28 protein-coding genes and 1 tRNA gene are annotated in these 25,525 nt (G+C 59.3%); 7 read left to right on the top strand and 22 right to left on the bottom strand.

Annotated features, from left to right (window positions below):
- The first annotated feature begins 14 nt into the window (after nt 1-14).
- Complete coding sequence (locus AC6HU3_RS06570; protein ID WP_497472979.1) at nt 15-218, top strand: hypothetical protein; 204 nt, start codon at nt 15-17, stop codon at nt 216-218.
- 89 nt (nt 219-307) lie between these two features.
- Nucleotides 308-1,051, top strand: coding sequence for a hypothetical protein (locus tag AC6HU3_RS06565; RefSeq protein ID WP_497472978.1), 744 nt, complete (start codon nt 308-310; stop codon nt 1,049-1,051).
- Here AC6HU3_RS06565 and AC6HU3_RS06560 read toward each other — a convergent pair.
- Nucleotides 1,026-1,211, bottom strand: coding sequence for a hypothetical protein (locus tag AC6HU3_RS06560; RefSeq protein WP_497472977.1), 186 nt, complete (start codon nt 1,209-1,211; stop codon nt 1,026-1,028). The two genes, AC6HU3_RS06565 and AC6HU3_RS06560, sit on opposite strands and share 26 nt — an antisense overlap.
- Between AC6HU3_RS06560 and AC6HU3_RS06555 the strand changes: the two genes are divergently transcribed.
- Nucleotides 1,212-1,559: a hypothetical protein gene (locus tag AC6HU3_RS06555; protein WP_497472976.1), complete on the top strand. Its 348-nt coding sequence runs from the start codon at nt 1,212-1,214 to the stop codon at nt 1,557-1,559.
- Nucleotides 1,547-3,535: a DUF5916 domain-containing protein gene (locus AC6HU3_RS06550; protein WP_497472975.1), complete on the top strand. Its 1,989-nt coding sequence runs from the start codon at nt 1,547-1,549 to the stop codon at nt 3,533-3,535. Before AC6HU3_RS06555 ends, AC6HU3_RS06550 begins: the two co-directional genes overlap by 13 nt.
- Here AC6HU3_RS06550 and AC6HU3_RS06545 read toward each other — a convergent pair whose 3' ends face one another.
- The 11 genes from AC6HU3_RS06545 to AC6HU3_RS06495 all read right to left on the bottom strand — a co-directional run bounded on the left by AC6HU3_RS06545 (nt 3,536) and on the right by AC6HU3_RS06495 (nt 12,422).
- Nucleotides 3,536-3,865: a DUF6693 family protein gene (locus AC6HU3_RS06545; protein WP_497472974.1), complete on the bottom strand. Its 330-nt coding sequence runs from the start codon at nt 3,863-3,865 to the stop codon at nt 3,536-3,538.
- Between the two features lie 2 nt (nt 3,866-3,867).
- Nucleotides 3,868-4,878, bottom strand: coding sequence for a DUF58 domain-containing protein (locus AC6HU3_RS06540; RefSeq protein ID WP_497472973.1), 1,011 nt, complete (start codon nt 4,876-4,878; stop codon nt 3,868-3,870).
- Nucleotides 4,879-4,971: 93 nt separating this feature from the next.
- Nucleotides 4,972-5,307 (bottom strand): S4 domain-containing protein, encoded by a 336-nt coding sequence (locus tag AC6HU3_RS06535; RefSeq protein WP_497472972.1) that lies wholly within the window; start codon nt 5,305-5,307, stop codon nt 4,972-4,974.
- A complete protein-coding gene (locus AC6HU3_RS06530; protein ID WP_497472971.1) occupies nt 5,295-5,816 on the bottom strand; it encodes a thioredoxin family protein in 522 nt (173 codons plus the stop codon). Before AC6HU3_RS06530 ends, AC6HU3_RS06535 begins: the two co-directional genes overlap by 13 nt.
- Before the next feature lie 24 nt (nt 5,817-5,840).
- On the bottom strand, nt 5,841-6,899 hold the full coding sequence (locus tag AC6HU3_RS06525) for an ATP--guanido phosphotransferase (protein ID WP_497472970.1): 1,059 nt from the start codon (nt 6,897-6,899) through the stop codon (nt 5,841-5,843).
- A complete protein-coding gene (locus AC6HU3_RS06520) occupies nt 6,878-7,384 on the bottom strand; it encodes a UvrB/UvrC motif-containing protein (protein WP_497472969.1) in 507 nt (168 codons plus the stop codon). Before AC6HU3_RS06520 ends, AC6HU3_RS06525 begins: the two co-directional genes overlap by 22 nt.
- Complete coding sequence (gene gltX, locus AC6HU3_RS06515) at nt 7,374-8,813, bottom strand: glutamate--tRNA ligase (RefSeq protein WP_497472968.1); 1,440 nt, start codon at nt 8,811-8,813, stop codon at nt 7,374-7,376. Before gltX ends, AC6HU3_RS06520 begins: the two co-directional genes overlap by 11 nt.
- Nucleotides 8,814-8,887: 74 nt before the next feature.
- The gene (locus AC6HU3_RS06510; protein ID WP_497472967.1) at nt 8,888-10,036 is read right to left on the bottom strand and encodes a hypothetical protein; all 1,149 of its coding nucleotides are present in this window, start codon (nt 10,034-10,036) and stop codon (nt 8,888-8,890) included.
- Nucleotides 10,033-11,238: a hypothetical protein gene (locus AC6HU3_RS06505; protein ID WP_497472966.1), complete on the bottom strand. Its 1,206-nt coding sequence runs from the start codon at nt 11,236-11,238 to the stop codon at nt 10,033-10,035. Before AC6HU3_RS06505 ends, AC6HU3_RS06510 begins: the two co-directional genes overlap by 4 nt.
- 34 nt (nt 11,239-11,272) lie before the next feature.
- A complete protein-coding gene (locus AC6HU3_RS06500) occupies nt 11,273-11,629 on the bottom strand; it encodes a nicotinate phosphoribosyltransferase (protein WP_497472965.1) in 357 nt (118 codons plus the stop codon).
- 10 nt (nt 11,630-11,639) lie between these two features.
- Nucleotides 11,640-12,422 (bottom strand): ABC transporter permease, encoded by a 783-nt coding sequence (locus AC6HU3_RS06495; protein ID WP_497472964.1) that lies wholly within the window; start codon nt 12,420-12,422, stop codon nt 11,640-11,642.
- Nucleotides 12,423-12,957: 535 nt separating this feature from the next.
- On the opposite strand from AC6HU3_RS06495, the gene AC6HU3_RS06490 reads away from it, so the two are divergent.
- Complete coding sequence (locus AC6HU3_RS06490; protein ID WP_497472963.1) at nt 12,958-13,728, top strand: hypothetical protein; 771 nt, start codon at nt 12,958-12,960, stop codon at nt 13,726-13,728.
- A 3-nt stretch (nt 13,729-13,731) separates the two neighbouring features.
- On the opposite strand, the gene AC6HU3_RS06485 is transcribed toward AC6HU3_RS06490, so the two are convergent.
- The 6 genes from AC6HU3_RS06485 to AC6HU3_RS06460 all read right to left on the bottom strand — a co-directional run bounded on the left by AC6HU3_RS06485 (nt 13,732) and on the right by AC6HU3_RS06460 (nt 18,676).
- Nucleotides 13,732-14,898, bottom strand: a complete 1,167-nt coding sequence (locus AC6HU3_RS06485) for a class I SAM-dependent rRNA methyltransferase (RefSeq protein WP_497472962.1) — start codon at nt 14,896-14,898, stop codon at nt 13,732-13,734.
- Nucleotides 14,867-15,733 (bottom strand): hypothetical protein, encoded by an 867-nt coding sequence (locus tag AC6HU3_RS06480; RefSeq protein ID WP_497472961.1) that lies wholly within the window; start codon nt 15,731-15,733, stop codon nt 14,867-14,869. Before AC6HU3_RS06480 ends, AC6HU3_RS06485 begins: the two co-directional genes overlap by 32 nt.
- Before the next feature lie 39 nt (nt 15,734-15,772).
- Nucleotides 15,773-15,845: transfer RNA gene (locus tag AC6HU3_RS06475), tRNA-Lys, on the bottom strand.
- A gap of 38 nt (nt 15,846-15,883) precedes the next feature.
- Complete coding sequence (locus AC6HU3_RS06470; RefSeq protein ID WP_497472960.1) at nt 15,884-17,104, bottom strand: DUF3592 domain-containing protein; 1,221 nt, start codon at nt 17,102-17,104, stop codon at nt 15,884-15,886.
- Nucleotide 17,105: 1 nt separating this feature from the next.
- Entirely contained in the window at nt 17,106-17,276 is a 171-nt protein-coding gene (locus AC6HU3_RS06465) for a hypothetical protein (RefSeq protein ID WP_497472959.1), read from the bottom strand.
- Between the two features lie 155 nt (nt 17,277-17,431).
- Complete coding sequence (locus tag AC6HU3_RS06460; RefSeq protein WP_497472958.1) at nt 17,432-18,676, bottom strand: DDE-type integrase/transposase/recombinase; 1,245 nt, start codon at nt 18,674-18,676, stop codon at nt 17,432-17,434.
- Between the two features lie 183 nt (nt 18,677-18,859).
- Between AC6HU3_RS06460 and AC6HU3_RS06455 the strand changes: the two genes are divergently transcribed.
- Together AC6HU3_RS06455 and AC6HU3_RS06450 are read left to right on the top strand one after the other, a co-directional pair.
- Nucleotides 18,860-19,840, top strand: a complete 981-nt coding sequence (locus AC6HU3_RS06455) for a c-type cytochrome (protein ID WP_497472957.1) — start codon at nt 18,860-18,862, stop codon at nt 19,838-19,840.
- A gap of 19 nt (nt 19,841-19,859) precedes the next feature.
- The gene (locus AC6HU3_RS06450) at nt 19,860-20,600 is read left to right on the top strand and encodes a hypothetical protein (protein ID WP_497472956.1); all 741 of its coding nucleotides are present in this window, start codon (nt 19,860-19,862) and stop codon (nt 20,598-20,600) included.
- Between the two features lie 301 nt (nt 20,601-20,901).
- Here AC6HU3_RS06450 and AC6HU3_RS06445 read toward each other — a convergent pair whose 3' ends face one another.
- From AC6HU3_RS06445 to AC6HU3_RS06430, 4 genes are all read right to left on the bottom strand, one after another.
- The gene (locus AC6HU3_RS06445) at nt 20,902-23,505 is read right to left on the bottom strand and encodes a plasma-membrane proton-efflux P-type ATPase (protein WP_497536296.1); all 2,604 of its coding nucleotides are present in this window, start codon (nt 23,503-23,505) and stop codon (nt 20,902-20,904) included.
- Nucleotides 23,506-23,882: 377 nt separating this feature from the next.
- Nucleotides 23,883-24,386 (bottom strand): DsrE/DsrF/DrsH-like family protein, encoded by a 504-nt coding sequence (locus AC6HU3_RS06440; RefSeq protein WP_497472955.1) that lies wholly within the window; start codon nt 24,384-24,386, stop codon nt 23,883-23,885.
- A 57-nt stretch (nt 24,387-24,443) separates the two neighbouring features.
- On the bottom strand, nt 24,444-24,758 hold the full coding sequence (locus AC6HU3_RS06435) for a TusE/DsrC/DsvC family sulfur relay protein (RefSeq protein ID WP_497472954.1): 315 nt from the start codon (nt 24,756-24,758) through the stop codon (nt 24,444-24,446).
- Between the two features lie 16 nt (nt 24,759-24,774).
- Complete coding sequence (locus AC6HU3_RS06430; RefSeq protein WP_497472953.1) at nt 24,775-25,524, bottom strand: helical membrane plugin domain-containing protein; 750 nt, start codon at nt 25,522-25,524, stop codon at nt 24,775-24,777.
- Nucleotide 25,525 lies beyond the last annotated feature (1 nt).

Below are 25,525 nucleotides of genomic sequence, written 5' to 3'. Positions count from 1 at the left end.
ACAGGAGGTGTACCATGCGTGCCATGCTCCGCATCCTCACCCTCCTCGCCCTCCTCGGGGGCATCGGTGTCCAGGTCGCCATCCCCTATCTCCACGCCGCCCAGAAACCTCCGACCGTCTATATTGGATGGGGATCAGGCGCCGGTTGTTTCTGCCCCACAAGCGTTGGGAACTGTGCTTGCATCATCGCTCCCATCGATGGCGGGAGTCAGACGTGAGTGACCCGTTCATCCTTGACCCCGTAAAATAGAAACCCGCGAAGCGCCCCTTCCGGGGCGCTTCGCGAAGATCCCATAAGGAGCAAGCCATGGTAGCACTCTGGTTTATGATGGCCTTTTCCTGTCCTTCTCCTCCGGATTCAGTGATGAGCCTTCTTCAACAGCGCTCTTCGGAACTTGTGAAAGGTCCCCTCCACGTGGCACCCGATTATCCCGACATCCCCGCACCCCGGCCCCGTCTGTATACAGCCGGATGCTCCGATTCCTTCACCTTTGTGGGCGACGCGAACTACCGGGTGATCTACGTTCTCGACCGATCCTGGCAAATCCACAGAAAGTTCTTCATCCGTTCGGACCACACCCCACCCTTCTCCATGATCCAGACGGGGCCCTACTGGGTGATGGTCGCTTACCGCCACGATCCCTCCATCCGGGAACAGGCGAACTGGGGGACCTGGATTCAGGTGTACGATACCACCGGTCGTTTTCTTCACTCCCTCCTTCCCGTTCCGGAGGCCATACGCCGCCTGGGATGGAGGGGGGGCTTCCACGTGCACATCGTGACGGTGGATTCAAACCGCATCTGGGCCGTGTTCAACATCGGCGATTGTGTGTATGACATCGCCCTTCCCTCCGGACCTGTCCGCTCCATCTCCTGCGGTCTTCAGAAAAAACTTGGCATCCCCGAAGCCGACCCGGAACGCCCTGTTTATCCGGAAACCGGTCTTCCGAACGTGGAAGGCTGGGTAAGGCAAAAGGGAGGCTGGTCCCTTGTGGTTCAGGATCAGACAGGGAAACGGGACACCCTCACGGTGGAAGGACGTCGTCCCTGATACAGCCATCCTTCTTCTTGCCATCTGGGCAGGAATTCTCCTGTATCATCGAACCCGCGCGCTGGATCACCTTCTTGCCTACGCTCCTCCTGTGAACCTCTCCATCCTCCCTTCTTCCGCTCAGGAAGATCCCTTTTTCCTCTTTGTCACCAGCCCCCATATGTGTGCTGTGGACGTTCAAACCTGGGACGCCCTGATGAACCTTGTTCAGCAACACCGGGTTCCAATGGTTGGCTGGATCATTGCACGCCCTGACCTCCCTGAAACGTCTCTGTGGCTTCGTTCCATGAACTTTCCTTTTCCTGTCCAGACGGTTTCCCCTCCCCACGCCCTTCCCCTTCTCCAGGGGATGCTGGGTGGGAATCCGTGGACGCAGATGCCCGCCCTCATTCTCGTATATCACGGAAAGGTCGTGGCCATCCAGTCGATCGCATCCATGAATTTGAAAGAAATCACCTGGCTTGAAAGGTTTCTCCGAAACCGGGAGCGATTTCCATGGTTCTTTTAATGTTCCTCAGCATCCAGACGGTTCCTGTCCTGGACACGCCTCAATGGGATGAAGCCCTCCATCTGGAGAGGCCCTTCCAGACGGAATTTCCGACCTTTGGCGACCCGTGCCCCTATCCCACCAGCGTGGAGCTCTTTCAGACCCGCGAGGCTTTTTGGGTCCGCGTGCACGCAGAAGGCCCCTTTGTGGTGGAAAAAACACAGCGCGATCGGCTGGGGCCGGACTTTGTCGCCGTCCTGCTGGATCCCGCCGGTACCGGTGGAGAAACCTATTACTGGCTGGGTGCCGACCCTGCAGGGAACATGAAAGACCAGCGCATTCAGAATGGCGTGTGGGATCCTTTCTGGAACACCCTGTGGGAGGCAGAACCCGAGCAGACGGATCAGGCCTATACCGTGGTCTTCCGTATCCCTTTCCAGAGCCTTCCCTATCACCGCGGGACCTGGGGCTTCAACGTCATCCGGAATATCGCAAAAACCGGAACCGTGTGTGCCCTTGCCCCCACGCCACCGGGTCAGATGCGCCCACAGTTGCTCCTCCTTCGGCTTCACCTTCCGTTGCGCATCACCTTTCAGGCCTATCCCCATGTGACAGGCCGCATGAGCCCTCACCAGAACATTCGGGGGCAGGGTGGCCTGGATGCCACCCTTCAGGTGGATCTCCACCGGTTCCAGGTCACCCTCTTCCCCGATTACGGCGTGGCGGATGTGGATCCGGTGTATGTGACGCTGGACCGGTTTGCCGTCTATCTTCCGGAACGCCGTGCTTTTTTCACCGATGACGCCGAACTCTTCCGCCCGCCCATCATTCCGGGACTTCCCCTCATGGATTTCTTCTACACCCGTGCCATTGGCGACACCGCCACAGGGATGGCCGGCTTTTCCACCGCACCCACCACCCGGGTCCCCCTCATCGGCGGGGCCAAGGGCCTTCTTCGGGGAGGTCCCTGGATGGGGGGCGTCCTCTATGCCCGGACGGAAATTCCGGAAGATTTTTTCTACGCGGCCCTCAAAAGAGCCGGGGCCCTCGGGGTCATGGGGATCCAGGCTGGTCTGTATCGCCGGGATACCCTCAACGAACGCCAGATTCTTGCCTATGAGGTGGGGCAAAAGGAAGCTTTTCAGTGGAACGTTCTGGGCGGGATCAGCGATACCGCGTGGTTTGCCGGAGGGGCGGTGCAATACGCCTCCCCCTTCTGGGGATTTTTCCTGCGGACTGCATATCTGAACGGCGCGTGGGCTGCATCTCACCTTGCGTTCTTCCCATACCAAAACCTCCGGTTTTTCGAGGCTGGCGGTGGACCTACCTGGTACCGGAAGGGTCCCTTCATGAGTCTTTCCGCGTCCGCGGGGGTCCACTACTGGGACGAAGAAATCCTCTCCCCCTCGGTGAAAGGAACGGTCAATCTTTTCGGCGTTACGTCCTCCGGCCATACCTTTTCCCTTGCCCTGAACGGAGGGCAGTCGTCTGCGTACTCCCTGGACTTTTCCACCGGCAGCTTTAAGGATACCGCCTTTCGGGCGTGGGGAGGACATCTTTCCACAAGCTGGAACCTCTCCCCCCACACCTTTACCCTGAACGCCTCCTGGACCAGCCGGGATATGAACTACCGGACCTATACGCTCGCCTCCCGGAGCGCCGTTCAGACAAGCTGGAACCTTCTTCTTGCAACCGGCCTTCGGTTTCGCTCGAGCGTGTCGTATGAGCAATTTTCAGGAGAGCATCCCGTCTGGCGGGGGGAGGTGATGGTGCGATTCAGCCCTCTTTCAGGAAGCCAGATCCAGATCGGATATTCTCATGTGCTGACCACGGATCCTGCGTTAAGTGCCCTGTACAGCGGTGGGCGAAACTACGTCTACCTGGCGTATGAAAAAGGACTTGCCGGAGCTTACGTTCTTCTGGAACGGGATCACAACATCCGGCTGGAGTCAACGGACTGGCTTTTGCGGATGAAAGTGCGGGCGAAGTTGTTTTAATCACCCCTCCCGCACCACCTTTGTCTCGGACAGGACCTTCCGGTACACATCATAGATCCAGAGCGGGGCGGCAAGGCCCAGGGTGATCAGGATGCCGAGCATCCAGAGGATGGCATGCCCCAGATAGCCCGAAAAGCCTCCTTCCACTTCCATGCGCCCCACTTCCTTTCCTGAAGGATCCACCACCACCGACCGGGACAGCACAAACCGGAAGGCGTAATAGGGCCAGACCAGGAAGGCCAGCCCCAGCGTGACCACCGAGAGCACCATCCACAGCACACCGTGCCCCACAATGTCGGCAAACCCCGCACGGACCCTGATCCGCTCCATGTTCACCTCCCTGTGGGATGGGTTCGCGACCGCAGCCCCAGGGGATGGGGATAGAAGGCAAGGGCCCGGAGGAGGAGACGCCGATGGAGGTCTCCCGAGGCCGGAGGGAAGGTCTCACCCGTATCCTCCACCACCAGCCCCACCCGATCACCCGCCGCAAGGAGGTGGACGATCCATGAGGCCACCTCCTCCAGTTCGGCTTCCCTCGCCTGCCGGGGGACGTGGAGGATGACCGTCCGGGACGCTTCCTCCGCAAAGCGCTTGACCTGGAGGCTTCCCTCTTTGAAAAAGGCCCGCCAGTAGATTCTCCGGGGGGAATCTCCACGCACAAACGCCCGAAGCCCCAGAAAGTCCCCACCAGAACCTTCCCGCCCCGTGCTTTCCTCACCGAAGGCACGGGCCACAAAGCGATCCGGAAGATCCCCCTGAACGGGGTGGACGGCGGGATACACCACCACCCGGCGTATCGGTGCGGGGAGCACCTCCTCCCGATAGGCCAGGCCAAAGGGAAAGGCCGACCGCACCCGGACAGCCGTGACATCCACAGGTCCCCGCGTGCGAAACCGGAGGCGCAGGCCCACCTGGGCAGACCCTCCGGGAGGCACCCGGAACACCCAGGCTCCCCCGGTCTCCATCACCTGTTCCCCGGAGCTGTTCGGTTCCGTCCGTCGGGATGTTCCCACCTTCCGTGCCCGGGGGAGGACGTGGATGAGAAAGGAAGGCAGGGGCTTTGTGTTTTCCAGCACCACCTCTGCCTGGATCGGCCGGTTCCGGAAAGCCTCCTGGGGAAGTTCCACCCGCACCCGGAGACCGGTGTAGTTGAGCCAGGCCCAGAGGCTTGCCGTGGCCATCACGGCCAGGAGAAAGGACGTCACGAGATACAGCAGGTTGTCCCCCGTGTTCACCGCGGCAAGGCCGATCCCCAGGGTGGACGCGGCATACAGCCACCCCGCCTTGGTGAGCCGGATCCGGGCCTGGCGGCGCAGACGAAACCGGGAAGTTTTACGCATCATGGGTTGATTTCAGCATGTTCCTTCCCACCCGGCGAGGGGAGAAAACACCCCATCCAGTTTCCAGAGAAAACCGCGTGGGGTGCTCGGTACGGCTCATGATGATGATTCCTCATCCGTTTCACAGGGCAGGAAGGGTTCCTCCAGGAGTTCAAAAAGCTCGTCCAGCTTGCGGCGTACGGGTGGGGTTTCGCTCCGGGACTTCCCCAGACTCTCCACCCGGGGAGGATCCACGGAAAGGATGCGGAACCGCTCCACCCACACCCCCCGGTGAACGGCAATCTCCATCCCTTCCCGGGGGGATGTGGAGGGTTTGAGAGGCCCCTCGGGCCCCTCCACCAGCCCTTCTTTGAGGAGTTTCTGGGCGAGGGTGCGCCGCTTCACCACCCCCGCCCGAACCAGAAACTGGTCCAGCCTCCTTATCGCCGCCACTTGATGGTGCAGCCCACCGGCGGGGTTTCCGCCACCGGGGGATCTTCACCTTTCAGGAGGGCCTCCACCGCATCCCGAAAGTAATGCTGTTTCACGGCGTTCGGATCGGTGCTGTCGTCCACCGCCCCGTGATACCGGAGTTTCCGTTCCTCGTCAAACAGGAACACCTCCGGCGTCCGGGTGGCTCCATAGGCCCGGGGAACCTCCTGAGACTCGTCGAAAAGATAGGGGAAGGGATAGCCCTTTTCTTTCGCCCGCTTCTTCATGTTCTCCAAGGAATCCTCGGGATACTGATCCGGATCGTTTGCGTTGATGAGCACCACGTCCATATGCTCGGCATAGTCCTTCGCGATCTGGATGATCCGGTCTTCCCAGGCATGGACGTAGGGGCAGTGGTTGCAGCTGAAGATCACGGCGAGGAGTTTTTTGTTGAAGTCCTTCAGGGTGTAGGTTTTCCCGTCCACACCGGGAAGGGAGAAGTCCACCGCACGGTCTCCAATCTGCAGCATGATCCAACCTCCTGTTTGTCAAACTCAAAGGGAATAGGCCGAAAGCTTGCTTCTCAGATAGGTTGCCCGCCGGGCATCCCGTTCCTCCACACTCTCCGTGGGACCCAGGACCATCTGGAGATGGGCGGGCTGACTGAACAAGAGCATTTCATTCAGAGCCGAGAGGGGGAGGTCCATGAGGAGTCCCAGCCCCACCCCCAGGCGGAGAAAAGACAGATGGATGGCCGCTTCGTCAAAGGAGATGGAGCGGGCGTGCTTGAGCACGCCCAGGGCCCGATAGATTTTGTCCTCCACCGCCAGGCGATAGTCCCCAAGGAGTTCTTCCCGGGTACGCTTTTCCAGTTTGAGGATCCGGGACATGCCCAGGCGAAAGCGCTCCAGAAGTTCCTCCTCCGAGCGGTTGAGGGTCTCCGCCGAGGAGATCTGGAAAAGGTTGCCCCGGGCCTGACTCCACTCCCCATACAGGCCCCGAACCGAAAGTCCGCCCTTCTGCACAATGTTCACAAACTCCGGGATCTTCTTGGACAGCACGATCCCGGGAAGATGGGCCAGCACGGAGATGCGAAGCCCCAGGCCCGTGTTGGTGAGGGATGTGGTGAGAAATCCGAAATCCCCCAGGAAGGCGTATTCCACACGGTCCCCGATCTCGCGATCCAGATCCAGGGCTTCCTGAAACGCCTCGTCCAGGGCAAAGGCCGGGCGAAACACCTGGATCCGGAGGTGGTCTTCCTCGTTCACGAGAACAGACACCCGCTCGTCCGGTGTGAAAGCCCCGCCCACACCGGGCAACGTTCGGCGGATCAGATCCGGGGAAGCCAGCTTCCGTTCCACCAGAAAGTGGCGCTCCAGGTCCGAAAGCGTCAGGTTTTCAAAAAAGGTGAGGTCCCCCATCACCCCGGGAAGAATGTCGTGAACGAGTTCCCACACCCGGGAAAGTTCGTCCTCCCCTGCCCCCGTCGGGAAAGTGTACGCCTCCAGATTCCGGGCCACCCGGATCCGTGTGCTCAGGATGGTTTCCGGGTAAGGCCCTTCGGCCGAAAGCCAGGAAGGGGTCTGCTCTTTCAGTTTTTCGAGGAAGTCCATCCCAGTTCTTCCTCAATCACCCGGAGGCGATCCCGAACCCGTGCGGCTTCTTCAAACCGCTCCTCCGAAATGAGCGTCTCCAGCTGCTCCAGGAGGCTCTGGCGCTCCTCCATCAGGGTTCGCCTTCGGGGATCGTGGACATACGCCCGGCCCTTATACACCACATCCGTGTCGTGGAGTTTCTTGAGAAAGGCTTTCAGATTTTCCAGAAAGGCTGCATAGCATTCCGCGCACCCCACCATCAGGGTTTTCTTGACCTCCGTGTAGGGCCGTCCGCACCGGGGACATCGCTGACCCAGTTCCTCCTTCCCCGGGGGCAGAGGTGGGCGCTTCCGGGGTTCGGGCTGGAGGACGGCCTCTTCGGGGAGGGCAATGGCCAGCTTCCAGGCACACGTTTCGCACACCCGCCGTTCCAGGCGGTGCTCCCGGGTCACCTCCACAAAGATATGGGTGGCGCTCCGAAGTCCGCACACTTCACACTTCATGGGTGGTCTTTTCCTCCAGATAGCGGATGGCTTTTTCCATGCGCCGGAGCACCCGCTCCCGACCCAGTGCCTCGAGCAGGATAAACAGGCTCGGTCCCACCCGGAAGCCGGTCACGGCGAGACGAACGGGGTGGATGAGGGCTCCCGCTTTCACGCCCAGTTCGTCGGCCAGGTCCCGGAGGGTGGTCTCCAGGGTTTCGGCATCAAATCGACCCAGGTCTTCCCACCGTTCCAGGAGTTTCCGGAGCCGTTCGGCCACAGCCGCCGGGTCCCGGAAGTGCTTTTTCTCCCCGTCCGGATCATATTCCTGCGGATCTTCAAAGAAATACCGCCCGAATTCCACAAACTCCCGGAGGGTCTTTACCCGGTCCTTCAAAAGGCGGACCATCGCCCGGAGGTCCTGGTCTTCGGGCTGGTATCCGGCCTCCTCCACAAAGGGGCGAACCCGCCGGACGAGTTCTTCCTCGTCCATGTTCTGGATATACACGCTGTTCATCCAGAGGAGTTTCTGATAATCAAAGCGTGCGGGCGCCGTTCGCACCCGGTCCAGATCAAACAGCGCGATCATCTCGTCCAGCGTGAGGATTTCCCGATCGTCGCCGGGGGACCATCCCAGGAGAGCGAGATAGTTGCGGAGGGCTTCCGGAAGATATCCCATCCGCTGGAACTCCCGGACGCTGGTGGCGCCGTGCCGCTTGGAAAGCTTCCCCTTGCCGTCGGGGGAGAGGATGACGGGGAGATGGGCAAACACCGGGGGCTTCCACCCGAAGGCCTCATAGAGGAGGACGTGATAGGGAAGGGACGGAATCCACTCGTCCGCCCGCATCACGTGGGTGATGCCCATATGATGGTCATCCACCACGTTGGCCAGGTGATAGGTGGGAAAACCGTCGGATTTGAGAAGCACGATGTCTTCCAGTTCCCGGTTGTCAAACACGATCTCGCCCCGGAGGGCGTCCATCACCCGGGTTTCGCCTTCCAGAGGGACGGCAAGACGGATGACGTGGGGCTCCCCGGCCTCCAGGCGTTTCTTCCGCTCTTCGGGAGGGAGAAACCGGCAGTGGCGGTCATACCCCGGGCGCTTTCCGGCCCGGCGCTGCGCCTCTCGCAGAGCTTCCAGGCGCTCCGGACTGCAGAAACAGGGATAGGCCTTGCCTTCAGCCACCAGACGTTCCACGTGTTCCCGATACAGCGAAAGACGATCGGACTGGAACACCGGTCCCTCATCCCATTCCAGGCCCAGCCACCGCAGGCCCTCCTGGATGTCTTCCACCGCATCTTCCACGAAGCGGGTACGGTCGGTGTCCTCAATCCGGAGGATGAACTGTCCGCCGTGGTGACGGGCAAACAGCCAGTTATACAGCGCCGTGCGGGCTCCGCCCACGTGAAGATATCCCGTCGGTGACGGGGCAAATCGCACACGAACCATACCTTTCTCCTTTTCGTGATGGATGCAGGGAAAGGGTACACCGACCCCTCCGGACCATCAAGAAAACGCGCCGTTCAGCCCACCCTCCTCCCGAGCGGATCAAAGGTCACCGGGCGTTTGAGAACGGGACGCCTGTCCGTCATCTCCGCCGGTGGAAGCTCAGGCCAGGTCCCACCCCAGGGGACGAAAAGAAGGTGGAAAGTCGGGATGTTGTCAATAAACAGGATGGCATACCCGGATGGTCCGGTACGGAGATCCAGACCCCAGTAAGGATCGGATTGTATCTTTTTAAGCGTTCCCGTGATCCGAGCACGCGAAAGATCAAGGAATTCCACCACAAATGTCGAATCCTCCCACCGTGACACAAGACCCCGATTGTCCCATCCGTGAAAAGCCGCAAAGGGGCCTTCCATCAGGTGGAGGACCTCCCCGGACGGCGAGAGCCAGATCAGTTGCCCCGTATCCCACAGGTGAAGAACCAGACTCCCTGACACCCGAACCCCATGCCATGGATGTGGAATATCCAGAGCATACGTGCTATCTTTCCGGAGGTTGCCCTGAAGATCTGTCTGGATCACCCAGAGAGAATCCCCTCCGTATGAATCCCTTCCGGTTCCACCGACGATACGGATCCTGCTCCCCACCGTATCCAGCAGGATCCCCGCCTGCCAGGGGTTTGAGCCCCGGTGAAACCGGCGCATCCAGGTGAAGGTGTAGCCTGCCGAGGGACTCCCGTCAAACCGGGCGAGGAAGACCTCCCGCAGCCCGTACAGATCTCCCACAAAACCCGTGACGAAAAGGGCATGATCCAGCGCCAGGGCGTCCAGGACATTGCAGTTGGGGCTTGTGTCGGCGGGGAGGGTTAACGTGCGGATCAACGTACCCGTCCGATCAAAGAACAGAATCTCGCAGGGAGGTTCCAGAAAACCGTGGTCCCCCATCACGGCGTACACGCCCGCCAGGTCCCGGATGCGCGTGGGATGGAATGGATACAGGTCCACGAAGAACGCCCAGTCTTCAGGTCCTGCGAGCTTGCCCAGGAAACCCGGACCGGAGAGCACAACGCCATCGCCTTCCACGAGATAGTCCGCAACCAGCAACCCCCAGGTCGAGTCAGATCCCCGAACAGGCGTGAACCAGCCCACAGGGGGGCTGGAGGGGCCCGTGTTCCGGTGACACGCCCCAAGCAACAGGGCAAAGATAAACGGAAAAATCCACCTCATGGGACCGTTCCTCCTCGAAACACCCAGGGTTGGACGTGCTGAAGGAAGGGAACCGCCGGTCGGTTCAATGGGAGGATGGAGTCAGGAAGATCTGGCGGTACCCCCCCGTGGGGGACGAACACCACGCCGGTATACGCATGAACGCTGTCCAGAAACAACATGTTCAGGAGAAGCCCCCGGGAGTCCTCCCGAAGCTGCATCAGCCATCCCGCCCGATCATAGAGTTTCCGGTTTCCCTGCATCTGACCCGTGCGAACGTCCACCCGGGCCGTCCAGAGGGCCGAAGAATCGTCCATCCATACCAGCGTTCCAAGAGGCGATGTTTCCTCTGCATCCATCAGGGCGATCCAGGTTTCAGAAGGCAGGGGCCGATCCCATACGAGAGAAAAGGTTTGAAAATCCCAGGCAAAGAGGGATGGCTGAGGAGAAAGGGCCACGCCCATCACCGCGCTTTCCCTCCGAACAAGACTTGTGATCTCGTTCTTCGCCAGCAGGGTATCCCGGAGCACACTTCCCTGAGGAGAGATTTCCAGGAGCCAGAGGAAGCTCTGACCTCCCGGGTGATCACCGGTGACCCCCACCACCCCATATCCCCGGGGAGTCGAGAGAAGGAGTCCCCCGACATTGAACGTGTTCGACCCATGGACCTTTCGGACAAACCAGAACTGGCGGTTTCGTGCCACATGAGCGACAAAGAGTTGGCTGGTGTCGAAAAGGTTTCCTGAGAACCCTGTGGCAATCCACCCGTCGGACGTCTGCAGGACATCCAGAATGGTACACGTGTAGGCCTGTGGGTCTACAACGAGCACAGTGTCCACCCAGCGACCCTCGGCATCCACCACAGGGGCGAAACACGGAAATCCCTCGTTGAAAAAGCTGGTGAGGGCATAACGGTTCCCACCAAGAGGGACGATACGGGTAAGATCGATTCCCTGAGGCAGTGTGTCCATGGGGAGCCATTCTCCCGACCAGGTGAGTTTCCGGATCCAGGCCCGCACCCCCTGATGGCTGGAGAGCACACCTCCCACGAGGATATCGGAGGCGCGGGGAATCAGATCCTGGATGAAGATCCCATGCGTAGACGTGTCGGAAGGAAGGAGTGCAACCCATCCCTCGGGAGGAGCGGATGGGCGGGATGGGCTGTCGCAACGCCCCGCCAGGAGGAACAGGCCGACCAGGATGAGCGCCCGTCTCCAGGCCATAGACATCTCCTTCCGCATTCGGGGAACACGGTCCCTACCACTTCCTCCCCTGATCCCGGTGCAGGGCGCGGAGGATGAGATCCATCCGCTTTCGGAGTTTGTCCTGTTCTCGCTCCTCACCGAAAAAGGCGAGCACCGCTTCGGGCTGGAGGGACAGGGTGTCCGCCCGCTGACCCTCAAGGATTTCGCACACTCGATCGGCCAGAGCCATGAGTTTCTTGCACCGCCGGGTGGATGTGAACACCACGTGCTTGAGGATCCCGTTTTCTTCCCGGGCATAGAATGCCACCCGGTGTCCGCCCTCGTGGGCTTCACCCAGCGTCACATAGCCCTCGGGGGGACGCTCAACCCGATGGGCAAGTCCCCGGGCCACATAGGTTTTCACGTCCATAGACTTCTCCTCAGCTTGATGCGGACGTATAATATTTTCGAGCAAACAGCCAGAACTTTCGGGAGGCCATGAGCGCTCCACCGGCCACCGCGAGGCCCGCGAGCACCATGCGCCCCGACGGACCCTCCACCCACATGGCCGCCGGAAAGGTGGTGATGAAGGCCACCGGGATCAAAAAGGTGAACACAAAGCGCCAGAACAGGGGATAGGCGTTCACCGGAAACCGCCCCGCCTCCAGCAGGGTCTGGAGCACGGCGGTGATGTTGTAGATCTTCACAAACCAGATGGAGAGGGATGCCAGAACAAACCAGAGGCTATAAAGAAGAACCGCCGCCGCAACAAACAGGAGAGCGCCGGCCAGGGTGGGCCAGAGCCCCGGGCGAAGGTGGGCATACACCGCCCCCACCACCCCTCCCCCCAGGAGGATTTCGGGGAAGCCCTGGATGGAAAGATAGCGAAAAGACAGCCAGAACTGGGTGTCCACCGGTTTGAGGAGCACAAAATCCAGCGTGCCCATCTGGACGTGTTCTACGATGCGGTTCAGGTTGGGGGAGAACACCGAGAGGGACAGGCCGTTCAGGACCATGAAGGTGCCCATCACGGCAAGGGCCTGGGCGAAGCTCCATCCGCCCAGCTGGGGCGTGTGCAGGAACATCACGGACAGCGTCAGGAAACTCCCGGCGAACATGCCCAGGCTGGTGAGGAGGGCGAGGAGAAAATTCCCCCGGTATTCCATGTGCATTTGCAGGGCGGTGCTCCAGAACACCTGCAAGATCCGCACATATCGCATCATGGAAAAAGGATAGGCGCTCGCGGGCGAACCTTCAGAGGATCCTGTCTCATCCCGGGTTTTCGTGCCGGGCGCACAAATCTTTTCACGGAAAGCCCAAACCAATTTTTCACCCCCGCCCCGAAGTGGAATGAGAGACAAGGACGGACAGACCCGGCACGCACCCTATACACGATGCATGCCCGCAAAAAGGAGGAAGCGTGTCGATGGATGCGCTCGAAAGCATCCGGAAGATCCCGGCTGAACACAGGGAGGAATTGAGAGAACGGTACGATGTTCGATTCCTGGCCGTGTTCGGCTCTTCCAGAACATCATGAAAGAAGCGATTCCCGCATGAAACGCACGTTCAAGGATTATCTCCTGGACATTGTTTCCTCCATCGAAGACATTGAAGATTTTATTGCGGGAATCCCGTCACGCGGGAGATTCCGCCTCTCCGTGAGCATTTTGTGAAGATGCTGGAAGAAATTTCAGACTGAGACAGACAGGACACAGACGCACCCTTGACAGATCTTTTCCCGCTGGCTATCATGAAGCCATGCGCCTGCGAGCGGGCTGGTGGTTCGGACCCTTTCTCTGGCTTGCCTGGTCTGCGGGCTGCACCTTCCCCTATGTGATCCCACCCCCCGATCCGCGGTTTGGCACCGAAGCCGGGGTGTGGGGGGCCGCCGGCGGGATCCATCAGGTTTCCCTGGACAGCCATTCTTCCCGGCCCGGCTGTTCGGGAGATTCCGAATATTACGTCTGGCGGGAACGCCGGCAGATGGCGGCCACAGAAATCTGGGGACGCACCTGGATCCTGCGCCGCGGGCATGTCCACCTGGGCCTTTCCGCTGGAACCGCCATCCAGGGCGTGTGGCGGAGCGCCGGGTATCCCATCAACCACACCTTCTGGGATGTCACGTCCGTCTCCCGCGCCGGCCTGTCCCTGTTCCTGGAAAACCCCTCCGGAGGAGGCATGGCCATGGACGTGGGGATCATGCTCCCCCTGGGCACAACCCCCATGCCCGATTCCCGGCTTGGACCGGCAAGCCCCTTCCTGTTTCGCATCCCCCTCTTCCCGGTTGGCCTGTATCTGTCCTTCCTCCCGGACCTGGCCGTCACCCCAAACCTCCACCTCTACCCCCTTCTCGTGCCCGCCCCCGGATTTGGCGGCCTGTCCTGGTCCTTTCCCCGGGGCCATCTCCAGCTCTTTTTCATGCCGCCTCTGTATTGGGGATATCCGGACGTGGAAGGTGATCCCCCCTCCGTCAGGGATTTCTGGAAAATGGGCATGTTGATGGGAGGCGTGTCCCTTCAGATGGAGTGAGGGTTACCCGTCCAGAACTTCAAGCACCACCCCTTTGAGATAGTGGCTTTCCAGAAACCCCAGAAGGACCGGATGATCCCCTGCCTGGGTGAGGCGTTTCAGCATGCGAAAGCGTTTTTTTGTCCTCACGGCCGCCCGCTCCAGACTTTCCAGGAGATGCTCTTCTTTGATCTGGAAAGCACAGCTGAAGGTGGCCAGCCACCCGCCGGGTGCCAGGAGCTGCATGGCCTTTTCGTGAAGGCGGTCATAGCCCATCATCGCCCGGGGAACGGCCTTTTTCTCCTTGGCAAAGGCAGGCGGATCCAGGATGATGCCGTCAAAGCGCTCCCCGGTGAGGATGAGCTGGTCCAGCACATCAAAGGCATTGCCGGGAAAGGTGAGCACGGGTGCATTCTCGAAGTGACGGGCCACATTGGCTTTGAGACGGTTCAGCGCCTCTTCGGAGACGTCCACCGCATACACCTCCATCGCACCACCCCGGAGGGCATGGAGGGTGAACCCGCCCACATAGGAGAACACGTCCAGAACTCGCCGGCCGTCGGAAAGCCGTTCGATTTCCCGGTAGTTGTCCCGCTGATCCAGGAAAAACCCGGTCTTTTGTCCTCCCTCAAAGGTGATCTCCCAGGTGAACCCGTTCAGTTCGAAGGTGTGCCGTTCGGGAAGGTGGCCGTGATGGAGTTCCTGATGGGGAGCAAGGCCCTCCTTTTTTCGTGCCGCGGATTCACTGTCTTCATAGACGAAAGCCGGATCCAGCAGGTCCACCAGGGCGTCCACCACATCCCGGCGTCGCACCTCAAAAGCCCACGCGTTGATCTGAAACACCACCCCCTCGCCATACCGGTCCACGATGAGGCCGGGCAGACCGTCGGATTCGCTGAAGGCCAGCCGATAGGTGGTGGACCCCGGATAGAGGCGTTCCCGGAGTTTTTGAGCTTCCAGGAGACGCTCCTTCAGGGTGAGGAAGGTGAAAGGCTCTTCTTTTCGGCTGTAGAGGCGGAGGGCGATGAAGCTGGTGGGGGCATAGAAGGCGGACCCCACGAGCTTCCCCCGGGCGGTATACACCGCCACCGCTTCCCCCGCCTCCACCTCCGGCCCCACCAGACTGGGGCGGAAAATCCAGGGATGGAGGGCGTAGGCCTCAGGCCTCCCCTTCACCCGAACCTTGCGCATATCGTTTCCGAAGCGCGAGGAGGAGGGCCAGGGCGAGAAGGACGCCGCCTCCCACCCCAAGAATCCACCGGATGGCATAGGGCGCGGCCGGAATCCCTCCCTTCGGCTGAATTTCCAGGGTGAAGGCGTCCACCGGCTTGACCGAATACTGTATGAAAGTACCCTGGGGGAAGGTCACCTCCTTGCCTCCCTCAAGGGCATCCCCTTTCAGGGTGAACCCCGGCTGGGCATACAGGGTACCGCTGCTCAGGGCTTTCGGAAAGCGCCGGCGAAGGGTGGTCCGGGTGTTTTCCTGCCACACCCACTGGATCTGAAGAACCGGTTGTTCGGGGTTGATGTATCCCGAAAACACCAGGGCGGAATCCGTCATGTCCCAGCCCGCCTGGGGCAGAACCTGGAGCACCTGCGCTCCCTCGGGGATGGGAAAGGCGATCCCCTCCACCCGTCCCCGCACGGGCTCCACCAGCCGGATTTCCAGGGCCTCGATCATGAAATACCCCGGAAGGGTGTCTCCCAGGGCGTGAAAGAGTCCCTGATAGGACAGGGCTCCAAGGGTGGCTGCCCCTGTGTCATACACGGTGAGGAAGAGGGTGTCCAGGCCGGGAAGAAGGGGATGGGCATAGAGCTCTCCCAGATACTCGGCCGCAACCAGCGTCATGGAATCGGGCTGAATCGCCGTTCGGGCCATCCCTTTTTTGTTGGTGATGAGGGTGTCCAGAAACTGCGGGGGTCCCTGAGGCGAAGGTTTGAGGATCATCACCCGCTGATCAGGCACGGGCTGGTTGGTGGTGCCGTTCTGGACCACGACAATCACGGCGGGAAGGATCCACCACATGACAACCTCCTTACGGTTATTCGTGAAAAACAAAAAACGTGCGCCGCCCAGGACTCGAACCTGGAACCCGCGGATTAAGAATCCGCTGCTCTGCCAGTTGAGCTAGCGGCGCACGTGATGGTTCAATTATATTCAGCAGGTCGGGAACCTTCAAGAAATCACGGTGAGGATCCGGGTTTTCACGGCATCCGGGCCTCCCTGTTCCACCCGAACCTCCACCGTCCAGAGGATGGTTTCTTTCTCTGGAAGAAGGGACTCCGGATCAGGGACCAGATTCCGGAGAGCGCCGGGCACCTTTTCCATCGTTTTCCGGATGTTTTCAAGCAACATGCTGCGCGTGGCTTCGGACAGGGGCTGTTCGCCGGAAGGGGGAAGATCGGAGGGAAGAAGAAAACACACTTCCACATGGCTTCCCCGTGTTCCCCGGACAGCCTGGTGGGGAAACACAACCTTCTCCTGGGACCACAGCGTCATCGTCTCCGTGGTATACCCGTCGCTGGTTTTCCGAACGATGCGGCTCAGACAGGACAGGCGCACCCGAGCCCGTTCAAACCTTCCCGGAGGGAGCACGATCCGGGCGCACACCTCGTCCCCCGGATGAACCGGTTCCGGAACCTGAATCTCGATGGACCACCCCCGAAGACGACGAACCAGCATGGTGCCTCCCACACCCAGGACCCCCACCCCGATGAGAACCACGCCGATTCCAACAAACACCAGGAGATCCACCCGTCCATCCCGGATTTTGCTCACCGTCTCCAGGGCAAGGGGCAGGGTCATGAGAAGCCAGAGAAAGCCGAAACCGGTGAGGAACAGAGAAGGCATATCCTGAGGGGCGATCCGGACACGATCCGACAGTGTGAAAAAGGCGAGCATGCCGCCCCCCACAAGGGCAAACACCAGTCCGAAAAGGATGAAAAAACCACCCGTCGGCGTGGCCCCGGTCTCCAGCACGGCATAGTCCGGATGACCCGGACGGACATACACCCGTACGGTTTTGCCGGGAGGATAGCGGCTCACCACCTTTTCCGCCCAGTACTGACTTCCACTCAATCCCCCTCCCGCCCAGAGACGCCGGGAGGTAAAGGTCTTCCCCCGATACGCGTAGCGATACTCCACCACGGGACGATAGGTGATATCCCCGTCGGAATCCTTTTCTTCCTGGACCCATGAGGACACGACGGACCCCTTCACGGTGGGCCAGGACCGGGCGCTCATGGACAGCCAGAAGGTCTCCAGCCCATAGCCCATGACGAGCATCCCCACAAGGAAGAACACGGAGGCAAAAAGCACAAGAGCCCGCCGCCCCCGGGCGCGCGCAAGCGCCAGGACGGCCAGGACCACCCCCACACCCAGAAACATCCAGCGCATCTTATCCCTCCTGAAAGGTGCCGATCAGGACCCCCACACCCAGCACAACCATGCCTCCGCCCACAACGAAGGGGATCACTGCATCCACCATGCCCCAGAGGCTTCCATCCCCCACCGACCATCCCACCCACAGGAGCAACGCCCCAAACGCCCCGAACGTGAGGGCAAACACCCGGGCATCCCCCCGGCGATGAAAACCCAGACCACAAGTCCCCCACGAAGGAATGGTAGAGGCCGGGCGGGGACCGGTCAAGGGCACACACTCCCAAATCGTATTGCCTCACGAGAAAATCTATTCGAACCCAAGTCGTTGCCTCATGAGAAAATCTATCCCAACACATGGAGATCTTCCTCCGCAGGCTCTGGAGGTGTGGCAAAGGAGAAAAGACGCTCCTGTAGCGAGAGAATCCGTTTCCTTAATTGAGCCACATTGAGCTGAGCAAATCGCTCCCGAAGTTTCTCCTTCACCTCCTCCGGTACCCTCGGATCTTCCAGCACACGCTGATAGGGTGTCTTCGGCGTGTCATACCTCTTCCGGACTTTCGAATCCACCCGCTCTTTCTCCACCAGCTTCATCGTTGGTTTGAAAAAGTTGACGAAAATGGAATACAACCGCTCCACCTCTTCCAGCACCTCCAGTGCCTGGGGCGTGTCATACCGGAAATGCCCCACCAGTCTCCGCGCCACATGGCCGTTCTTCTGTTCCACATAGCAGTTGTCGTTTTTCTCATAGGGCCGGGATCGGGTGAAGGTGATCCCCTTCTCCCTGCACCAGGTCATAAGATGATGGTTGATGAAGGAACTGTCATTGTCGCAGTCAATGCCCTTGATGGGGAAAGGAAATCGCTCCACAAGAATTTCCAGCGCCTGATGGGTCCATACCCGGGCGCGGTTTTTCACAGGGTGCATCTCCGTCCAGCCGGTATGGACGTCTGTTGCCACTAAAGTCAGGGCAAAATCGCCCTTTGCACTTCCTCCATCATGCCCCACCAGGTCGATTTCGATGAAGCCGGGTTCGGCTTCGTTCCAGTCGGCGAAGGTTCGAATGGGGATCTGGTGTTTGAGGTGTTTCCCAGGGCGGGTTCGGTACTTGCACTTCAGAGTCGACTTCTGTCGTACGGGGGCGAGGAGGCGATCGATGGTGGAAGGGGAGATGGAGAAGAGTTTCTGGCGGACGGTGTCGGTGATCTTGAGGTATCCTTCTTGTTCCAGTTTGGGGACGATCCAGGGGAGGGCGGCCTTGAGGAGGCGACTGCATGGGAAGTCCAGGATGGTCCATACGGCCACGAGGGCTTTTCGAACGTCTTCGCCGTAGATGGGTTTGCGTTTTCGCTGGATTTGGATGTTGGGATCAGCGACGACACGGATGCGAGGGCCGTTGGGGGTATGGAAAGTGACGGTTTTTCGGGCATTTCGGAGGAGGAAAGAGGCGTAGGCGCGGTTGTAGCCGGTGAGGGAACAGAATTCGTCCAGGATTCTGGACTTTTCCTTTTTGGAGGCCTTTTGATACCTCCTTGCGAGTTGCACGGTGATATGTTTGCGGGTCATGAGATCCAGCTCCTTGTTCGGCATGGTACCCTCCCTCCTTGTCGGTGATGCTTTTCAGGAGAGAGGGTACGGGAGATTTCATGTAGATTCTTTCGTGAGGCAACCATGTCTTTTCGTGTAGATTTTAAATGAGGCAATGCGCAAATTTGACAAAGCCCCGGGAAGGGTGTATGCTTTGCCGAGGGTTACTCGAACCAGGAGGGGGATATGAAACGTCACACCGCCGTGAAGGGCGCCCTGGTGGTGGCAGGGCTGGTCGTGCTCGCAGGGGCGGGGGTTCTGGGGATTTTCCATCTCACCTTTCCCCGGGTGGGACCGCCTCACGAGATCACCGTGGATGTCACGCCTGAACGGGTGGAACGGGGGGCCTATCTGGTCAACCATGTGGCCGCCTGCATGGAGTGCCATGGAGATCGGGACTGGCAGGTCTTCACCGCCCCCATCCTTCCGGGCACCGAAGGGTGTGGGGGCGAGCGCTTCGGTCCGGAACAGGGATTCCCGGGAGAAATCTACCCGTCCAACATCACGCCCCATGCTCTGAAATCCTGGACAGACGGAGAGATTTTGCAGGCCATCACCGAAGGGGTGGATCGAAACGGAAGGCCCCTCTTTCCGTTCATGCCATACGAAAACTATCGTCATCTTTCCCGTGAAGACGCCTGGGCCATCCTGGCCTATCTCCGCACCCTCAAGCCCTGTGTCCGGGACGTTCCCCGAAGCCAGGTCCAGTTTCCCATGAACTTCATCCTGCGCACCCTTCCCCGGCCAGCGACCCTCAAAGCATCCACGCCCCAACCCGAAGACGGCCTGGCGTATGGGGAATATCTCGCCACCCTCGCAAGCTGCAAAACCTGTCACACCCCCATGGATGACCGGGGACGACCCCTGCCGGGCCTTGAATTTGCGGGAGGCCATGAGTTCACCCTGCACAGCGGTCAGAAGGTCCGTTCCGCCAACATCACCCCCCATCCCACAACGGGGATCGGCCATCTCTCCCGGGATCAGTTCATCGCCCTGTTCAAGAGCCGGACACCGGAGCACCTTCACAGCCAGAAGGTGGAGGTTAACACGGTGATGCCCTGGTCTTTTTACGCGGGCATGACGGAGGAAGACCTGGGCGCCATCTATGACTACCTGATGAGTCTGCCCCCGGTGGACCATCGGGTGGAGGTGTGGCCCGGCTCCTGATCAAGCCATGAAGCACCGCATGCGTGCGTTCCTCGTGGTGGCGGCGGTGATCTATGGAAGCATCGCCCTCCACGAGGGCGGACACGCTCTGGTGCTCCAGGTGCTGGGGGCCCGTCCGGTGATGGGACCGCTGGGGCTGGTCCAGAAGTGGAACGACCCTCCGCTTCATCCGGAGCGCTGGATCCACGCATCCTTTCCCGAGGTGGGAGAAGGGTGGTTCCGTCTGTCCCGGAATCTTGCAAAGGGGGAATGGTTCGTTACCCTCCTGGCCGGACCTCTCATACATCTCGTGCTCATCCTGGGGGGCCTGGTGCTTGCCCTGCGGGGGTCAACCCCACGCCAGCGTGACCTTGGTGTGCTTCTCCTGCTGGTGAACGGCTTGCGCTGGATTCCTGACGGACTCGCCCTCCTCCGGGGATCACACGGAGACTTTTACTTCATGAACATAACCAGTGGCATCCCTCAAACCTGGCTTCTTCTCCCCCTTGTGGTGATGGAATGGACTGGGTTTGTGGCGGGACTCCGGCTCTGGCAAGGGAACGCGCACCGGGATTCCCGCGTATGGTTTGATCTTTTGCTCGGTGGTTTTCTCCTCATGACGGGCCTCAGCCGGCTTCATACCATGGTTGTCCAGGGTGTGGACCGAGGGCATCCCCTTTTCGCTTCCTTTCTGGGATGGTCGCTGCCCGTCTGGCCGCTTCACATCATGGCGCTGCTGGTTCTCGGACGGGAGTTCACGGCAAGGGGGGCAGGCGTCTGACGCGGGGCTCAAGCAGGGCGGCCGCCACCCACACGCACCGCTCGGAAGCAATCCGCACCTCCTCCTTTTCTGCTCCTTCAGGAACAACCGCGAGCACGGACGGTCGTTCCTGGAGTTTCCGGTGAAGGGGTCCCTTCGCTCTTTGGATCACAAAGATGCTGCGTAATCGCGGTTGGGTATGGAAATGTTCCCTTAAGGATCTCTAACAAGCAGACCCGGATTCCCTAAAGGATGTGATCTGGCATAAAAAGCACAATTCCGCATTGTACCGGAGACCCCGGCATGATGGAAACCGCGAGCGTCAGCCCAGGACACGCCCAGCGATTTTTTTCTGCCTGTACATTGTCAGAATCGTCATTTTCACGATGTCGTTGAAAAAGAACCATACCATGGCATATCCCCATATGAACAGCGCCCACCCCCATCCCACCGGTGTGATGAGCCCAAAACCATAAACGGCGATCACCGTCCCCAGAAACCTTGTCCCGAACGTTGCCGCAAACAAAATCGGTGAGGGCCAGGGTCGTTTCCAGAACCAGTCTTTGATGCGTGTGTTATAGATGGTCCCGTGCCCTGCAACAACGAGTTTTGTGAAAAGGATGGACTGAATAAGGTCCTGGGGGAGTTTCCAGTATGTTTCCAGCAAGAAAAAGAGAACAAATGAGGAAATCACACCCGCAACGCCAAGCCAGAACGCCATCATGTTCATTTCGTAAAAGTCCCACCGAACAGGCCGTGGATGGACTTTCGCATTGTCATACGCAATGGACAGAATGGGAAGATCATTGAGCAGGGCGAGCAGAATAATCATGAGAGCGGTCACCGGATAAAACTGGAAAATCATGATGGAAAGCGCCATAAAGAAAACGACGCGGATCGTTTCGGCAATCCTGTAAATGGTGTACGCTTCCATTCTCCCGAAAATCTGACGGGCAATTTCGATGGATCGAACGATCACTCTCAACCCCGGGGCCAGGAGGACAAGATCAGCCGCTGCCCGGGCTGCATCGGTGGCGTTGGAAACCGCGATGCCACAATCGGCCTTTCGGAGCGCCGGCGCGTCGTTCACCCCATCCCCCGTCATGCCAACAATGTGGCCGGCTTTCTGGAGTTTGTCCACAATGAAGTATTTGTCTTCGGGGAAGACCTCGGCGAATCCGTTCGCCTCTTCAAGCATTCGGATGATTTCCGACTCATGATGCTTGACGAACCCGGCGAGGAGTTTCCGCTCTTTCACCTCTTCTCCCACAAGTTCCGCGACTTTTTTCGCACGTTGATCGGCCTCTTCGTCTGAAAGACCTTCTTCAACCTTCAGGAGCGCCTTCGCGAAAATGCGGGCCAGCAGTGCATACTCGTCATAAGGCTCCCCTCTCAATTCCCTCGCGCTTTTGATCCTGTCTCCAATTCCAAGGACACCTGCAATGTACTTTGCGACAGCGATATTGTCTCCTGTGATCATCTTCACATCGATGCCGTATTGCTTGGCCTCCTGAACAGCCTGTCTGGAATCTTCACGGGGAGGGTCAAAGAGGGGGATTAGCCCGACAAAATGGAATGTTTCCTCATCCACAGTTTTATGGGCCACCCCCAGGGTTCGAAATCCCTTGCGGGCAAATTCCTCCACCTTTGCATAAACACCCGCCTTATCCAATTCTGTTTCGTCGCAGAGGTCAAGAATGACCTGGGGTGCACCTTTGGTGACCAGAATGGTGCTGCCCTCACAGCGGACAAGCGCCTCTGTTCGCTTTCTCACGGGATCAAAGGGCACGAATTTCTCCTGCGCACAGCGTTTCAACCTTTCATAGACCTTATGCTCCCACAACCACTGAAAAATGGGAACCTCGATGGGATCATGGTTCTCCTCCTTGGAAGCAAGAGCGGCATACACCATCAGATCTTCGATCGTATATCCCTCCAGGGTATACGGGGTCGCGATGGTCATGCGATTCTGGGTGAGTGTTCCCGTTTTATCCGAGCAGAGAACGTCCACGCCAGCAAGTTCCTCGATGGCGGCCAGCCTGCTGACAATAACCCGCCTTCTGGCCAGATACAGCGCCCCCACAGCCATCGTCACCGTCAAAACAGCGGGGAGCGCCACGGGGATGGAGGCCACCGTGAGAACCAGTGTAAATCGAAGAAGTTCTTTCCAGTCTGCCCCTCGATTCAACTCCACCAGCACCATGATGGCGACGATCAGAACGGTCAGCATGATGAGAAAGTTCCCAACCCGCACGACCATTTCCTGAAAGTGGGAATGTTGCTCTCGCTCCGCTCTGGCAACGAGCTTCACCGTTTTCCCAAAATAGGTGTTCTGTCCTGTTTGAACGGCAACGGCAATCATTTCTCCCTGTTTCACAATGGAGTTTGCATAGACAAGATCTCCAACCTTTTTGGTCACGGGCAGAGACTCTCCGGTCAGAGACGACTGGTCCACAAGGATGAAGTCCCCCGCGACCAGCTTGACATCCGCGGGCACGATATCCCCAATTTTCAATTTCAAAACGTCGCCCGGAACGACGAACTTCGCATCCACTTCTTTCCATTCCCCGTCCCTCAAAACGAGGGCTTTTCGGGCAAGTTTTTCTTTCAACACTTTCAGCGCGGACAGGGCTTTGTGCTCCTGCCAGAGATCAACCCCAGCGTTCACAAAAAGCAAGATCACAATGATGGTGAAATCTTCCCATTTTTGCACAGCCGCCGAAAGCAGTGCAGCCGTCTCGATCATCCAGGGGATGGGCCCCCAAAAACGGCGAACAATTCTGCGCCACAGCGGTTCCTCTTTTTCGGGAATCTCGTTCAAGCCGTATTGCTTTAGCCTTTCGCGAACCTCTTGCTCCGATAGACCCCTTTGAAGATCTGTCTCGATTTCACGGGCAATCTCTGCCAGGTTCTTATTCCTCGTCATCATGGTGATCCCTGTTTGTCTTCCGTCTGAACCCGTCGTAAAAAATGAGCAGGCCGGCAACCACCGCCCCACTCAGGGCGACATAACCAAGGTAGTAGAACATGCAGAATAAAAGATCCCGTTCACACATCGTCCACCCCCGGCTCTCCCTTCATGTTCTCAGGAGGAATCCAGCGCACGGGTCCGGGCTTTTGAAACGGTTTTCCTGTGCGGCCCGTCCTTTCTGCCTGCTTCTCTCGTCATCCGCGTGATTCCGGGGTGCGGTGTTCCACTCCCGGATGCATCGCATGCATATTGTACACCTTCTCATCGGAACAGAACACCGGGGCGGGCGCAACGCGCCCCGCCCCGGGTTCACAGGCCCCCCACCGGGGGCATCAGATGAAGATGATCTGGGCTCCTTCGGTCATCTCGATGAACTGGCCGGCCGTGACGATGTCGTCCACCACGTCCAGAAGATCCTCTTTCTTGAGCCCCATCATGTCCACCGTCATCTTGCAGGCATATATCTCGGCTCCTGCGTCGTGGAGCATCTCCAGCATCTCCCGTACCGGCGGGGCTTCCACTTCGGCGATCTTCTTCTTCATCAGGGCAGTGGCCAGTTCCGTCATGCCGGGGAGAATGCCCATCCACTGGGGAATCCCGAAGTCAATGGGAAAGCCCATCATCCCGGTGCGCATGCTGGCGTTCCCCACCGGAGGAAGCTTCAGGTGGTCCACCCGTTTCTTGTTGACCATATCCAGCCCCCAGAAGGTGAAGAAGATGGTGACGTCCACCCCTTCGGTGAGGGCGGCCCACCCCATGATGAGGGCCGGATAGGCCATATCCAGGTTCCCCTTGGAGCAGATGAAGGCCATCTTCCGGGCACTTTCTTCAGCCATGGTGTCCCTCCCTCATTTTCCGGGAGAAACCAGCTTCAGCTGGTTTCTCCCGGAGCGTTAGATGCACCCCTCCGGCTTGGGCACACCGGCAATCCTGGCCACCTTTTTCGCGGGTCCTTTCGGAAAGAGTTTGAAAAGTTCTTTGGTGGGAATCCCCGCCCCTTTGCTGATCTGATGCATGGTGGGCGATTTGCCGTGCTCTTTGTAATAGTTCCGGACGAAGCGGATGACCTCCCAGTGGCGATCGGTGAGTTCGATCCCCAGTTCTTCCGCCATCGCCCGGGCGATGTCCTCCGTCCAGTCATCGGGGTTCACCAGATACCCCTCATCGTTGACTTCCACCTCTTTGTTGGCAATCATCTTCGTGGCCATGATGGCTCCTCCTTGTTTAATCCTCTTTTGGGGTTTCCTTACCGTTACCAGAGGCAAGGGCCTGCTTGGGCATCTGGCCCCGCCCCATGGAAATCAGGCGCAGGGTCTGCATGGTGATCACCAGCCCCCTGCGCACATGGGGATCCCGGAGCAACCGGAAAATGTTCCGTATGGACACATCCACCGCCTCCGGTTGCTCCGTCACTTCCCGGAAGGTGTCGGTGAACTCCTGAAGAAGGGTCATCACATCCGGCTGGGTGAGTTCCCGGATGGTGTCCACGATGAGCACGATGTTGTCCGCAAGGAGGCGGGCATCTTCCGGTGTATAGTGGGTCAGGATGTTGTCGAGAATCCGCAGAGCCTCTTTGAAGAAGGCAAAATACTGGCGCTTCTCCAGGCTGTCCAGTTCCTGAATCAGGGCCGGCACGGCTTCGTGGACGATGAGCTCACCGTCCCGCAGGAGATCCCGGAGGCTCTCCAGCTGCTCGAGAAGCCAGATCAGATTCCGGACGTTCCGGAGGAAGACCCGGCCCAGGTGAACGAGATCCTCCAGCTGGACAAAACCTTCAAGATCCTGAAGCTCCTGCGTCAGAACCTCATACACCTCGGGCAGGATGTGCTCCAGGTCCCGCATCAGGTCCCGCTGGGATTCCCGCCGGGCCCGCTCCTCCCGGATGTAGGCGGCGATCTCCGCCACATCCCGGGAGAGGGCATCCAGCCGCTCTTCCAGCGAGAGGCTCGGTGTCGGGTTTCCCGTGGCACTCATG

The sequence above is a fragment of the Caldifarcimen microaerophilum genome (genome assembly GCF_055387105.1).
The sequence above is the reverse complement of the archived record's forward strand: the minus strand, read 5'-3'. Positions and strand labels throughout refer to the sequence as shown.